Source organism: Janthinobacterium sp. SUN026, assembly GCF_030397625.1.
Classification (GTDB): domain Bacteria; phylum Pseudomonadota; class Gammaproteobacteria; order Burkholderiales; family Burkholderiaceae_D; genus Janthinobacterium; species Janthinobacterium kumbetense.
In genome coordinates this window covers 1-14,226 of sequence record NZ_JAPQNU010000007.1, presented here as the reverse complement: position 1 = coordinate 14,226, position 14,226 = coordinate 1, and the positions used below count along the sequence as shown (strand labels likewise).

At 64.6% G+C, this 14,226-nt stretch carries 9 protein-coding genes; 5 read left to right on the top strand and 4 right to left on the bottom strand.

Annotation, left to right across the window (positions count from 1 at the left end; genetic code table 11):
• Positions 1–3 precede the first annotated feature (3 nt).
• From OX459_RS24660 to OX459_RS24645, 4 genes are read right to left on the bottom strand one after another with little or no spacing between them, the layout of a single operon-like run.
• Positions 4–963, bottom strand: a complete 960-nt coding sequence (locus tag OX459_RS24660; RefSeq protein ID WP_099666176.1) for an MlaD family protein — start codon at positions 961–963, stop codon at positions 4–6.
• Positions 963–1,859, bottom strand: a complete 897-nt coding sequence (locus tag OX459_RS24655; RefSeq protein WP_289906927.1) for an ATP-binding cassette domain-containing protein — start codon at positions 1,857–1,859, stop codon at positions 963–965. Before OX459_RS24655 ends, OX459_RS24660 begins: the two co-directional genes overlap by 1 nt.
• Positions 1,859–2,992 (bottom strand): ABC transporter permease, encoded by a 1,134-nt coding sequence (locus tag OX459_RS24650; RefSeq protein ID WP_289906926.1) that lies wholly within the window; start codon positions 2,990–2,992, stop codon positions 1,859–1,861. The genes OX459_RS24655 and OX459_RS24650 overlap by 1 nt, the downstream gene beginning before the upstream one ends.
• A gap of 57 nt (positions 2,993–3,049) precedes the next feature.
• Positions 3,050–4,570, bottom strand: a complete 1,521-nt coding sequence (locus tag OX459_RS24645) for a radical SAM protein (RefSeq protein ID WP_289906925.1) — start codon at positions 4,568–4,570, stop codon at positions 3,050–3,052.
• A gap of 134 nt (positions 4,571–4,704) precedes the next feature.
• Here OX459_RS24645 and OX459_RS24640 point away from each other — a divergent pair, with 134 nt between their 5' ends.
• The 5 genes from OX459_RS24640 to OX459_RS24620 are packed head-to-tail and all read left to right on the top strand — an operon-like array spanning position 4,705 to position 13,991.
• Complete coding sequence (locus OX459_RS24640) at positions 4,705–6,321, top strand: DUF2138 family protein (RefSeq protein WP_289906924.1); 1,617 nt, start codon at positions 4,705–4,707, stop codon at positions 6,319–6,321.
• A complete protein-coding gene (locus OX459_RS24635) occupies positions 6,318–6,992 on the top strand; it encodes a DUF1175 family protein (protein ID WP_289906923.1) in 675 nt (224 codons plus the stop codon). Before OX459_RS24640 ends, OX459_RS24635 begins: the two co-directional genes overlap by 4 nt.
• 8 nt (positions 6,993–7,000) lie before the next feature.
• Positions 7,001–11,536, top strand: a complete 4,536-nt coding sequence (locus OX459_RS24630) for an alpha-2-macroglobulin (protein WP_289906922.1) — start codon at positions 7,001–7,003, stop codon at positions 11,534–11,536.
• Between the two features lie 5 nt (positions 11,537–11,541).
• Positions 11,542–13,233 carry a DUF2300 domain-containing protein gene (locus OX459_RS24625; RefSeq protein ID WP_289906921.1) on the top strand — a complete coding sequence of 564 codons (1,692 nt, stop codon included), beginning with the start codon at positions 11,542–11,544 and terminating at the stop codon, positions 13,231–13,233.
• A gap of 29 nt (positions 13,234–13,262) precedes the next feature.
• Entirely contained in the window at positions 13,263–13,991 is a 729-nt protein-coding gene (locus OX459_RS24620) for a DUF2135 domain-containing protein (RefSeq protein ID WP_099666184.1), read from the top strand.
• Positions 13,992–14,226: the final 235 nt, after the last annotated feature.

Genomic DNA, 14,226 nt, shown 5'->3' with positions numbered 1-14,226 from the left:
TCCTTATTTGCCCGGTGCCGAAAAACCGGGCTCGCCCGGGCCGGGCGGAATGTCTGGGGCGCCGAACAAGATGCTCTGCGGCTGTTCATTGAGCGTGCTCATGGTGGTTTTCAAGGCGCGCATCGAGGAACGCGCCTCGCCGCTCAGCTCGATTACCTGCGGCAAGACTTCCAGCGATACGCCATTCGCCACCGTTTCCACGGAATTGCCGACCCGGTCGACCGTGCCATTGACCTTCTCGAGCACGCCGCCGGGCGCCTGGATATCGTTGCCCAGCTTTTTCCACGTGGCTGTCAAGTCCGACACGTTCTTGCTGGCCGTACTGACGGCCGTCAAGGTTTGGCGCGTTTGTTCCGTCAACTGCGGCAATTGCGTCAAGGTCGGTTCCAGCTGCTGCGGAATGGCGCCGAAGGCCTTGGCCGCCTTGCCCACTTCGTTGAAGGCGCCCAGCATGGCCGCCTGGTTGTCGGGGCTGAGCAGGTTGTTGACCTTGTTGGTGATCTGTTCGGCCTGGTCGAGGATGCGCTTGCCCCGTTTTTCCAACTGGTCGAGCAAGCCGGCGCGCAGGGGGATCAGCGAGGGCTTGTCCTTGCTGGTGCCCAGCAGTGTCGAGCCCACGTGCTCGTCGTCGAGCTGGATGTAGGCGATACCCGTCACGCCCTGGTAGCCCAGGGTGGCAAAGGTGGTATTCGTGACGGGGGTGTCCGGCGCCACGCTGATGTGCACGAGGATTTGCCCCGCTTTTTGCGTGTCGAAGTCGATGGCGTCCACCTTGCCCACTTCCAGGCCCCGGTAGCGCACGGTCGCCTGCGGATTGAGGCCCGGCACGGACAGGGTGGTGGCGAGCAGGTACGGCACCCGTTCCACGCGGTCGCGGTTGAACCAGACGCCGAACAGGATGGCGGCCACCAGCAGGGTGAGTGTAAAAAATCCCGTCATCAGGGCATGTGATCTGTTTTCCATTACTTCTCCGCTTTCTTGTCTGTGCCGGCGTCGTCGCCCGGCTGCGCCGCCTTGCCGGCCGCCTGTTTCTCGTCGAGGACGGCCAGCGCGCGCTTGCCGCGGTCGCCGAGGAAAAATTGCTTGATGAACGGGTGGTCGACTTCGATCACTTCGCGCGTGGGGCCGATGGCGATCACGTGTTTTTCCGCCAGCACGGCGATGCGCGTGGACAGGGCGAACAAAGTGTCGAGGTCATGCGTGACCATCACCACCGTCAAGCCCAGTTCGCGGTGCAGCGACTGGATCAGGGACACGAAACTTTCCGACAGGTCCGGATCCAGGCCGGCCGTCGGCTCGTCGAGGAACAGCAGCTTTGGTTCCAGCGCCAGGGCGCGCGCCAGGGCCACGCGCTTGATCATGCCGCCCGACAAGTCCGACGGCATTTTCAGCGCATGTTCCGGACCCAGGCCCACCATATTCATCTTCAATAGTACCGCGTCGTACACCAGCGCCTCGGGCAGCACGCGCAATTCGCGCATGGGCTGGGCCACATTGTCGAACACGGTCAGGGCCGAATACAGGGCGCCTTGCTGGAACAGCATGCCCCAGTGGTTGCGCAATTGCTGCAGCTGGTCGGAACTTGCCTGGTTGATATCTTCGCCAAAGACTTTGACGCATCCGCGCGCCGGATGTTCCAGGCCCAGCATCTGGCGCAGCAGCACCGTCTTGCCCGTGCCGGAGCCGCCCACGATGGAAAGGATCTCGCCCCGTTCGATTTCCAGGTTCAAGTCCTGGTGCACGACGGTGCGGCCGAACTTGGTCCACAGATTGGTGATTTCCACCACGGGCGCGTCGCCATGCAGGTTGAACTGGCCTTCCTTGCCCGTGCCACAGGCGATATTGGTGTCGTCCGCCATCAGTAGCCCACTCCATTGAAGACGATGGCGAACACGGCGTCGGCCAGGATCACGACCGTGATGGCCGTGACGACGGCAGTGGTGGTGCCGCGCCCCAGGCTTTCCGTGTTGGCCTTGATGCGCAGGCCGAAATGGCACGAGACGAGCGCGATCAGCATGCCGAAAATCACGCCCTTGCCCAGGCCGATCATGTAGTTGGCCAGCGGCACGGCATCCGGCAGCTTCTGGATGAAGTAGCGCGCCGACAGGTTCAGTTCCACCTTGGCCGCCACCATGCCGCCGATCAGCGCGGCCGTGTCCGTCCAGATGACGAGCAGGGGCATGGAAATGGCCAGGGCCAGCACTTTCGGCATGATCAGGCGGAAACCGTGCGAAATGCCCATCACCAGCATGGCGTCGAGCTCTTCCGTGACGCGCATGACGCCCAGCTGGGCCGTGATGGAGGAGCCCGAGCGGCCCGCCACGAGGATGGCGGCCAACAATGGCCCCAGTTCGCGGATGACGCTCATGCCCAGCAGGTTGACCAGGTAAATGTCGCCGCCAAAGGCGCGCAGTTGCTGCGCGGACAGATAGGACAGCACGACACCGATCAGGAAGCCGACGAGGGCCGTGATGCCCAGCGCCTGGAAGCCCGCATGGAAGATATTGGCGGAAATTTCGCGCCACGGCCCGCGCATGGGATGGCGCGCAAAGCGGCCGATATCCTGCGTCACCTGGCCCACGAGGGCGATAAAACCCTTTAAATGTTGGAAAAACAGCAAAATAGCCATGCCCAGCTTCATCACGGGCGTGAGGCGGTTGGCGCGCGAGGGCGGCGTTTCCAGTGGCCCCGTTTCCTCGATGCGCCGGAAAAACTCTTCCTGCGACGGCGCCAGGGTCAGTTGCGCGGGACGCCGCTTGCCCCAGGCATTCCAGAACAGCTGGGCGCCGATATGGTCCATGCTGTCGATGGCGGACAGGTCCCATTGCGCCTTCGCATCGCCCTGCAAGGGCTTGAGCTGGGCCTCGATGGCCTTGATCGCATTGTCATGCGCCAGCGCGTGCACCTGCCAGGTGCCGCTGGCAGTGACAAGGGCTCCCTGTTGGGAGCTGGTCTGGGAGAGGGTCAGTTTCGGCGATTGTACAGTCGGCATCGTGCCAGTTTAAGGGAGAATGGCGCAGACCGCCACCGCTGTTCAATCGCCGGCCTGTCAGGACGCCAGGTGGCGCGCCTGCCGCTGCGGCAGGGCGACGTCCGGACGCACCTTGGCATTGCTAGTACTCACTTCGGCTGGCTTGGCGTGCGCGGCCGCCTGCGCGCCGCCCGCATAGTCGCTGGCCACGAGGGCATTGGCTTCAAGCGCGCTCATGCCGCGCGTCTGCAGCCATTGCGCCACCAGCTTGGCCAGGCGTTCCATGGCGATGCGGTGCGTGGCATCCGTGTGGGCGTACAGCCAGTTCGAAAAGTCCATGAAGTTTTCAAACGGCGCATCGCCCAGCATCCATTGCACCGTATTGGCGAAGCGGCCCGAGTTGGCCACCAGGTCCCAGTAGCGGGCGAAGCGCACGAGGCGCTGCATGCTCATGAAATCGAGCTGTTTGTTCGCCAGGATGGTGTACGGCGGGTGCGGGTCGAACACCATGCCATAGTTTTCCGTATGGCGGATGATGGGCGTGCCGCGCAGCCGTTTTAATATGCCGAACTGGATTTCATGCGGTTTCAGGGCCACCAGCTTGTTGAAACCGGCTGCAAAGCTCGCTTCATCCTCGCCCGGCAAGCCGGCGATCAAGTCCACGTGCAAGTGGGCGTTCGATTCTTCGCATAGCCAGCGGATGTTGTCGGCCGCCTTTTGATTGTCCTGCTTGCGGCTGACCAGCGATTGCACGTCCGGATTGAAACTCTGGATGCCGATCTCGAACTGCAGCGCGCCGGGCGGGAACTTGCTGATGCCTTCTTTCAAGGCATCGGGCAGGTGGTCGGGCACCAGCTCGAAATGGGCGTAGATCGGGTCGTTGGGATTCGCCTCGATCTTGTCCAGGAAGAACTGCATGATCTTCAGGCTGGTCTTGATGTTCAGGTTGAAGGTGCGGTCGACGAACTTGAACAGGCGGGCGCCGCGCGCATGCAGGGATTCCATTTCTGCCAGGAAATTTTCCAGGGCGAAGGGCCAGGCCGTCTTGTCCAGCGCGGACAGACAGAATTCGCATTTGAACGGGCAGCCGCGCGACGCTTCCACGTAGATCGTGCGGTGGCGGATATCGTCGTCCGTATACAAGGAGTAGGGCAGCTGCAGTTCCGCCAGCGGCGCCTGCACGCCCGCGTGGATCTTCATCAGCGGCTTGGGGCCGTGGAGGATCTCGCCGCACAGCTTGGGGAAGGTGACGTCGCCCCAGCCCGTGATCAGGTAGTCGGCCAGCTTGACGATCTCTTGCTCGCCTGCCTCATGCGACACTTCCGGCCCGCCCAGCACGATGACGACCTCGGGCGCCACGCGCTTGAGCATGGCCACCAGCTTCGTCGTTTCCTCGACGTTCCATATATACACGCCAAAACCGATGATGCGCGGCTTGTTGACGAGGATGCGCTCGACCAGTTCCGTGGTTTTCGTGCCGATGACGAATTCCTGCAGCCGCGTCTGCGCTTGCAGCGGCCCCATATTGGCCAGCAAATAGCGCAATCCCAGCGAGGCGTGGGTGTAGCGGGCGTTCAGGGTGGAGAGCAGGATGGTCATGGGAGGCGATTGAAACGGCGAAACCGCTATTTTACGCTGTCGCGTCAGCTGTGCGCTGCGGCCACAAATGCCATGTTACCATTTGTCAATAATTACTAACTTGTCAATGCTACGGCGGGTAAAAGGGATATACGGTGCTGGCGAAAAAAGTACTCAATAAGAAAGTTCTGCTCGGGGCGCTGGCTGGCGTGGCCGTGGTGGCTGCCGCGCTGGTCGGCTACCGGGTCTTCGGCTGGGGCATGCTGGGGCCGGTCAACGGCTTGAAGCTGGACTTGTCCAGGCCCGACGCGCTGGTCCGCACGAAAAGTCTGTCGACCTTGCCGCGCGACTTGCTGACGGTGCCGCTGGCGCGCGACGTGCTGCGCGAGGATTTCCTGTTCTATTACGAGCAGAGCGAAGACCGGCTGGGGCTCAAGGGCAGCCTGCGCCGCATCGCCTACGAACATGAACTGGGCTGGGGCGACCAGCTGCTGCGCATGGTGCTGGATCAGCCCGCGGAAGTGGCCCTGTGGCGCGACGCCGACGGCTCGCTCAAGCATTTCGCCATCGCCGTGTCGCGCAACCAGCTGACGCGCCTGCTCGAGGAAGCGGGCAAGATCGCCTTGAAGGATACGCAAATGCGCGTGGCCGGCAGCTTGCGCGTCGATGGCGGCCAGGTGCCCGTGTATGCGCTCAATTACGCCTACCAGCGCACCTTGCTGTTTGCCGCGCACGGCCAGCGCCTGGTTATCCTGTCCCATCCCGGCATGCTGTATGGCGGCAGCGACGGCAAGAGCGGCGATGGCACGGCCGAGAAAACCGTGGCCAGCCTGCTGGCGCCGGAAGCGGCCAAACAGAACGTCTTTCATGCGCAATTCCATCTCGACGGCGCCGCGCCCGAGGGCCACAGCATCGCCGTCAAGGCGGACTTCCTGTCGTTCGGCTACCAGCCCTTCTTTGGCGCGCTCGAAGCGCTGCGCTTCGATTTTCAACAGGGCGCCTGGCAGTCCAAGGTGCTGCTCAATGCCGACAAGCTGAAAAACGGCGGCTATGACAGCAGCGCCCTGTGGCCCGTGCTGCCGCACAGTCCCAGCGCCTGCTTCAGCGTGCCGGTGGACTGGTCCGCGCTGCAACCCGTGCTCAAGCGCCTGGGGAGCAAGACTTCCGAGCCGGTGGTGCCGCTGGCCGGGCACTTGCAAGGGCCGGCCGCCGCCTGCTGGTACGGCACGTCGCGCCTGCATACGCCGGTGTTTGTCGCCACGCGCAGTGCGCAGGCCGGGGATGACGCTGCATATGGCAGCCTGTTCGAGGCGGCCATCGGCGGCAAGGACCCCGTGCGCAAGACTACCGGCAAGGATGCTAAAGGTGGGTTCGTACGTTGGGAGCGCAGCGTCGCCACGGCCCTGGGCCAGTCCACGCCGGCGCTGGCTGTGGCCGGCAATACGGTTGTCTTCTCGGCCGACGGCAAGCTGGTGGACCAGGTGCTGGCCGTGCGCCGCAAGCAGGCGCCGGCGGCCAGCGACCTGCTGCCCGATGGCGCGCACACCATCGGCCTGATCGCGCCCGCGTCGCTGGCCCGGCTGATCCAGCTGGAAGCCTTCGATACCCTGCCGGCGAATAACGAACCGGTACTGCGCGCGGCCGCCAACGAACACTTGGTGCCGCGCCTGAACGCCTTGAAAAAATATCCGCCGCTGCGCATGGTGCTCAAGCGGCAGCCAGCCAGCGGCACCGCATGGGAAGCGCTGGAATGGCAGGAGACTGCGCGATGACGGTGCGGCACGCGCGCCGCGCCACCTTGCGCTGGCTCGCGGCTTGTGCCGCCACCGCGGCAGTGCCCCGGGCGTGGGCCCTGCGCGCGGCCGCCGAACCGCAAGTGCAGCTGTCGCAAGCCCAGAGCCGCGCCTTCCAGGCCTGGATGTTGCGCATTGTCAATGTGCAGATCGAACGGGGGCCGTCGCCGCGCTGGACGCACCGCGATTGCGCAGGCCTCGTGCGCTTTGCCGTCAATGAGGCGCTCACCGTGCATGATGCGAAGTGGCTACGCGCGAACGGCATCGCCAGCGACCGGCGCCTGCCGCCCGAGCTGGAATTGAGCGGGGCCCAGGCGGCCCTGCGCAACCGCTGGGTGCAGACGGATGGCAAGGTCGGCCATTTCGTCACGGCGCTGGCGCTGGTGCAGCACAACAGCCGTTTCATCGCCCGCGAAATCAGCCAGGCGCTGCCCGGCGACCTGCTGTTTTTCGACCAGGGCGATGAACAGCATCTGATGGTCTGGATGGGGGCGCGCATCGCCTACCACACCGGCACCGTCACCCCCGACGACAATGGTCTGCGGACCGTCGATATCAAAGAACTTACGAGCTGGAAGGACACGCGGTGGCAACCTGTGGTCAACAATCCGAATTTCGCCGGTGTGTTCCGGCTGGCGTTCCTGTCATGAAGCTTCTCATGACGCTGTTATTTTCCAGCCTGCTGGCGTTGGTCCTCATTGGCGGCGCCTCGGCGCAGGAACGCGAACCGAGCAACTACGCCACCTTCAAGGGCGAACCCTTCTTTCTGCTGTCGGACGCCAGCTACGGCAGTCTTGATGAAGCGTGCGTGCGCCTGGAAGTGCCGGGGCGCGACATGGGGCGCATGAACCTGGAAGCGTATTCGGGCGCCGACATCGTCGTCTACCGCGTGCCCGAACCGATGGAATTCCTGAAAAAGCAGCGCAATCTGCACCGCATCCAGGTGGAGGGCAATTACCAGGGCGAGGGCCTGGCCAACACCTTGAGCTTTCTGTGGGATAGCTGGTGGAAGCAGTCGCGCCTGGCCTGGCGCAAGCTGTTTTCCGGCGAGGCGCGCCTTGCGGTAACGAAGGAGCAGCCGCAATTGGCGACGAATGACGCGATCCGCCGGCGCACTGTGTTCGCCAACCATCCGCAATACAAGCCGATCAAGGGCATGGAGCTGGTCGACAGCTTCCGCTATCCGATCTGGCAAGCCAAGGCCATCACACCGCCGAAAGGCGTCAAGCTCGATGGATCGAGCAGCGATTTCATCGTCGCCGGTGCCGGCAACGTGATGATCCCGCTGGGCAAACGCCAGCCTGGCTTGTACCTGATCGAAGCGATCATCGGTGAACACCGCGCCACCACCCTGGTGTTCGTGTCGGATACGGTGGCCGTCACCAAGGTATCGTCCGGCCAGATGCTGGTGTGGACGGCGCGGCGCGACAACAGCGCCGCCGTGGCCGGCGCCAGCGTGGCGTGGACCGACGGCACCGGTGTGCTGCAGTCGGCCACCACGGGCGCCGACGGTGTCGCATCGCTCGAGCGCGGCAGCCCCGAACACACGTATGTGCTGGGCCAGGACCGCGCCGGCGGCGTGTTCGTGTCCGAGAATTTTTACTATGACAGCGAAATCTATAACACCAAGATTTATGCGGTGACGGACCGGCCCCTTTACCGGCCAGGCGACGAGGTCAACGTCAAGTTTGTGGGCCGCGAATTCACGTCGGCGCGCAATTCGCAGGCGGCGGCCAGCGCACCGCTAAGCTTGACCGTGCTCAATCCGAACGGCACGCCGCTGCTGACACAAACGCTGCAGCTGTCCGGCGACACGGGCGCCGACACGCGCTTCCGCCTGCCGACGGAAGCCACCGCCGGCGGCTATGAACTGCGCTTCAATTACAAGGATGGCGCATATGGCGCGGCCTTCCGCGTGGCCGAATACATCAAGCCGCACTTTGAAATCAACGTCCAGCCAGCGAAACCGGAATTCAAGACGGGCGAGGCGGTCAAGGGCAGCATCGCGCTGCGCTACCCCGATGGCAAGCCGGTGAAAAACGCGAAGATGACCCTGTCGCTGCGCGGTCAGCAAAACACCATGGTCGAGGGTGAGTTGCGTTACAGCGGCCTGTTCCCCGTGGCCTTGAAAACCGAAGAGGTGACGAGCGACGGCAGCGGCAATGTGGACTTCACCTTGCCGCCCGCCGCCGACCCGTCGCGCTATATATTGACCGTGCTGGCGACCGATGGCGCGGCCTACCGCGTCAAGGCGACGCGCGAGCTGATGATCGAGCGTTCGAGCAGCAGCTACCAGTTGAAGGCCGCGCGCCAGTTTTCCGATCCGGGCCAGTCCGTGCACTTCGACTTGCTGGCCGACGGCCAGGGCGCGGCCAAGCCCGTGCGCTGGGAGATGGTGCAGCTGGAAAAACAAAGCAAGACCGAGGGCGCATTCGATCCAAACGCCAAGGGCTGGGACGTGACATTCCCCGCTTCGGGTTCGTATCAGCTGGCGCTGCGCGACGAACGGGGCAACCTGCTGGCCGCCGCCAGCCACTGGGTCGCCGGCGATGGCGTGCAAACGACGCCGGGCAGCATCGAGATCGTGCTGGACCGCGCCCGCTATCGTCCGGGCGACACCGCCGAAGCCTTGATCACGTTCTCGGACAAGGTCGACCAAGCGCTGTTGACGCTCGAACGCGACAAGGTGGAGCACCATGGCTTGATGGCCGGCGCCGCGGACTGGTACCAGGCGAAGCGCGTGGCGCCGCGGCAGTGGCGCGTGCGCATTCCCGTCAGGGAGGAGCATGGCCCGAACATGACGTTTTCGGTGGCGTACACGCGCCATGGCGATTTCGTCTTCGAGAATGCGGGCCTGCAAGTGATCGAGCCGCGCATCGCGCTGCAGTTCAAGAGCGACAAGGAGGTATATCAGCCCGGCGAGAAGGTGACCCTGGACGTCAAGGCCACCCTCGACGGCAAGCCGTTGAGCACCATGGTGGCGCTGGGCGTGGTCGATGAAATGATTTATGTGCTGCAGCCGGAAATCGCGCCGGACATCGGCGACTTCTTCTACCATCCGCGCCGCAACAACGTGCGCACCACGGCCAGCCTGTCTTTCATCAGCTACGATATGGCGCAGGGCCGCACCGCCGGTGCGCCCGCGCGCCACAATTACAACGAGCGCGGCGTCAAGGTGCTCGAACGTCCGCGCCGCGACAATATCGATACGGCGTACTGGGCGCCATCGCTGAAGACCGACGCGAATGGCAATGCGCGCGTGAGTTTCTCCATGCCGGACGCGCTGACCCGCTGGAGGATTACGGGCCGCGCGATGGACGAGCAGGGGCGCGTGGGCCAACGCACGGCCTATCTGCGTTCGGACAAAAACTTCTATGCCAAGTGGACGGCGCCCGACTGGATGCGCGCTGGCGATGCGCCGCGTGCCTCGGTGGCCGTGTTCAACCAGACTGGCAAGGAGCAGGCGCTTGACGTCGTTCTCTCCGGCGGTGCGCAGCCGAAGACGGAAAAACTGTCCGCCAAACCGGGCGTCAACTACGTCGAGTTTCCGCTCGCTGCTGGCGCTACCGGGCCGCTGCGCCTGGAGCTGAAACAGAACGACAAGCTGGTCGACGCGCTGGACACGGCCATGCAAACCTTGCCCGCCGCCTGGAGCAGCCCGCGCACCCTGGTGCTGCCGCTCGATGGCGCCGCCGGTGATATTCCACTCAAGTTGCCGGCGGACGCGCGCAATATCCGCGTCTCGTTCGCGCAAGGAGCCGCCAGCCAGTTCGCGCGCATTGCCGACGACCTGATCGACTATCCATATGGCTGCGTGGAGCAGACGGCGAGCCGCCTGATTCCGCTGGCGCTGGCCACGCAAAGCCTGGGGCCGGACGCCGGCGCGGCGGGTGAGCGTCTGCAAACGCTGCTGACGGCGCAGCGCCTGCGCCTGGTGTCCATGGCGGGCCCCAACGCCGTCTTCGGCTGGTGGGGCAACGCCACGGCCGGCAATGCCTTGATGACGGCCTACGCTTATTATGCGGACTGGTACGCGGCGCGCGTGCTGCGCATCGAGCTGTCGCCCGAGCACTGGAACAAGCTGCTGGCCGTCTACAGCGAACATGGCTTGAAGGATGCGATGGGCGACCGCGCGCTGGTGCTGTGGATGGCGCGCGAGATGGGCTTGCCCACGCAGACATTGGCAGCTGGCCTGGTGGACGACAGCGCCATCGCTGTCCTGGGCGGTAAACCGCGCCAGGCGGGCGACAGTAGCAGCCTGCTGCTGGGCGGGGCTCTTGACCGCGAAGCGCAAGCGATGTCGCTGGGCCTGGTGGCGCTGGTCGCCGGCCAGAATGGCATCGCCTTGCCGCATGGGCTGCAACTGCAAGTGGCCAGCGCCTGGCAAGTCTTGCGCGAATCGAAAGCGCCGGTGGCACAAGCCTTGCTGATGCTGGCCGGCGAAGTATCGCCATCGCAGGCCGACGCGGTGCTGGCTGGCGTGCGCGCCGAGATGCCGACCCTGGACCGCGCGATGACGTTGATGTGGGTGCAAAAGAAGCTGGGCGGCGCATCGTTCGGCAAGGGGGCGGCCGTCACGCTGGACGGCGCCTGGCAAAAACGCGACAGCCGCAGCGGCCAGCCGGTCTGGCGCTGGAGCGACGCCAAGGGCCAGCCCGACAAACTGCGTCTCGCTGCACCGGCGCCCGCAGGCACGGTGGCCGTGCTGCAGTACGACAGCCACGCCGTCGAAGCACAAACCTTGCCGGTTGCCGTCGAGCGCCGCATCCTGCGCATGAAGGCGGGCAAGGGCGGCTACACGACGGAGCTGGTCAAGCCGGGCGAGGCGCTGAGCACGGACGCGCTGTATCTCGATGAAATCACCTTGAAGGCTGCACCGGGAGCGAAGCACCGTTTTGGCTTGCTGGAAGTGGCGCTGCCACCTGGCGCCATGGTCGAATCGACTACATGGGGCATGGTCATGGCAGGTGACAAGCCGGCCGCGCTGGAACGCGCGCGCCACACCGAACGCCGCGACGGCTATGCCGTGCCCATCGAGCCTTTGGCCGGCGACGTGACGGTGCGCCATTTGCTGCGCTTTGCGCAGAAGGGCAGCTATGTGCTGCCGCCTGCGCGCTTTTACCGCATGTACCAGCCGGAGCAGAAAGCCTTCGAAGGCGGCGGCAAGACCACGCGCGCGCTGAAGGTCGAGTGATGCGCGTGGCACTTCCTGCATTGACGGCAACCCTGCTGCTGGCCGTACCTGCGTGGTCTGCATCGCTGGACATGGCCTGGTGGCGCGATGGCAAGACGGAAGTGCGGCAGTTGCGCCAGGGCGGCGCCACGCAGCCCCCCTCGCCGCCGTTTGACGGCGCGCGGCAAGTACCGCTGGCCAGCCTGTGGAAGCTGTTCGTGTATGTCTATGCGACGGATAACAAGGTAGCGATGCCGGATTACCGCTGCGGCGGCCGCGATCCGGAAGAGGTGTATTGCTGCGATGCGGGCCAGAGCATCGGTCACGACGCGGCGCTGGCGCAGTCCTGCGGCCCATTTTTCTCGCCCAGGCGCTTGATGATCACGGCAGCGCCGTGGCGCAACTACTGGACCGGCCGTCTGGGGAGCGCGCCGGCAGGCGACTTTGCCTGGCTGGCGGATCCCGCGCAGATGGCGCCGGCGCGCACGGTGCGCCTGGATAGCCTGCTGCGCGCGCTGGACAGCATCCCGGCCGCCAGCCGCGTGGATGCCGAGGCAGCGCTGCTGCGCGTGGTGCTCGACGGACGCGGCGCCGGTACGGCTCGCTGGTTCGGCAGCCAGCTGCGCGTAAAGACGTATTCCTGGCACGAGCAGAAAAAGGGTCAGGCAGAAGAGCGTATCGGCGGCGCGGCCGGCTGGCTGGCCGACGGCACGCCGATCTGGTTTGGCGGCGCGGGCGGCAGCAGCAATGTCTTCGCACAGTGGGCACCCAGGCTGGCCGCCAGCTTGCCGAAAGTGGGCGCGGCCGACGATGGCGGCTGCGTGGTCGTCGATTACTTCAAGCGCTATCCGATCCGCGCCGTGCGCGGCGAGCGTGGCGTGGCCGCAGCTGGCCCGCTGAATGGCCGCTACCATGTGCAATTCGAGAATGGTCAGAACCTCGCCTTGCGCAGCACCGGTGAACTGATGCTGTTGCAGGAGAAGGGCGGCCGCCCGCAATTGCGCGGCCGCTTCGGCGTCAATGAATATGTGGCGCGCGTGCTCGACCGCGAAGCGAACACCGGCGAGCCGGAAGCGGCCAAGGCGCTGGCAATCGCCGCGCGCACGTATCTACAGCAGAACGCGGTGACGGTGGCGGGCTGCCAGCAGATCGCCGACAGCAGCGCGACCCAGCGTGTCAGTCCCAGCCCCGCCACGCCGGCGGCGCTGGCGATTGCGCGCTGGACCGACCAGCTGATCGTCGATGGCGTCACCGTGCGCTATCACAGTAACCAGCCGTCCGAGGGGACGATGGCGTGGAGCGAGGCGGTGCGGCAGGCCAGACAAGGCAAGCACTATGATGAATTGCTGGCGGCGGCGTATCCTGGTGGCGCGCTGAGTACCTTTGGCAATACCGGCGCACGTTGCCGGCGCCTGGCGCAGAACGAAGACTGGCTGGCGCGGTCCGTGCCGCGCTGGCAGCGCGTGCTGCTGCGCGAGGCCGGTTACGAGACGCCGTCGCAAGCGCCGCTGGTCTGCGCCTTGCAGAGCGGCGCGCCGTATTCAGAGCAGTCGCGTAACCGCATCTTCATGCGGCCGCTGGCCACGCGCGAAGACCGCATTACCTTGGCCCATGAATACCTGCATCTTGGCCTGCGCAACCATCCGCGCGGCCAGGACGAAGAATATGTCGAGCGGCTGGCCCGCCGGCTCGTCGACCTTAACCTGGAGGCCCTGTGAGTTTTTATATCCGCTGCTCGATTCCGCTAATGCTATTGCCAATCTGGGCGCAGGCCCAGGTCACCATCGACGCCCCCAGGAGCGGCTGGCGCAATTCGGCCGGCGCCAGCGAGCAATACACGCAAGCGGTAAACTACCCCGCCGCGTCGGTCAACCTGCAGCCGGGCCAGGCCGAGACGGCGCAGATACGGGGACGCATCGCAGGCGCCGTCAAGGGCAAGCCCGCTACTTTGGTGGTCAATGGCGTGGCGATGCCGATGGAAGTGGGAGAGGATGGCAGCTATGGCCGTCCGTATGGCTTTGGCAGCGGCTCGAACAGCGTGGAAGTGCGCTCGCCGGATGGCCGGAGCCGCGCGCGCACCCAGTTTGTCGACAGCTACCAGGGCAAGACCCAGGCGCGCTTGCGCATCGTGCTGTCCTGGGACAGCGCCGGCACCGACCTCGATATGCACGTGGTCACGCCGGACGGTGGCCATGCCTGGTACGGCAATCGCGTCTTGAAAGATGGCGGCGCGCTGGATGTGGACGTGACCACCGGCTATGGTCCGGAAATTTTCTCCAGTGCGGCGCCCGTGAAGGGCAATTATCACGTCTATGTGAATTACTACGGCAGCGGCGAGAATACCGCGATGCTGACCGTCGCCCGCATATCGGTCATCACCAACGAAGGCACGCCACGTGAAAAGTTGCAGAGCTTCCAGGTGCCGATGCGGGCCGCCGGCGAACTGACCTTGGTGAAATCGTTCGTCTTGCCATAAATGGCTCTTGCGGACACGCTGTTGCTTGGCTATAATTCGCCCCCTCGCTGAACGACGCATGCAAATGCCGAGTGAGACGAGAAAAAGAAGGAGTTGACGGACGTAGCAAATTGCTTCATACTCTTCCTTCTTCGCAGCTGACAAACACAACGCTTTGTCGATAGCGCGAAAGCAGTACCGAATACAGTTCTTTAACAATTAACAGTCGATAAGTGTGGGCATTTGATGTCAGTGC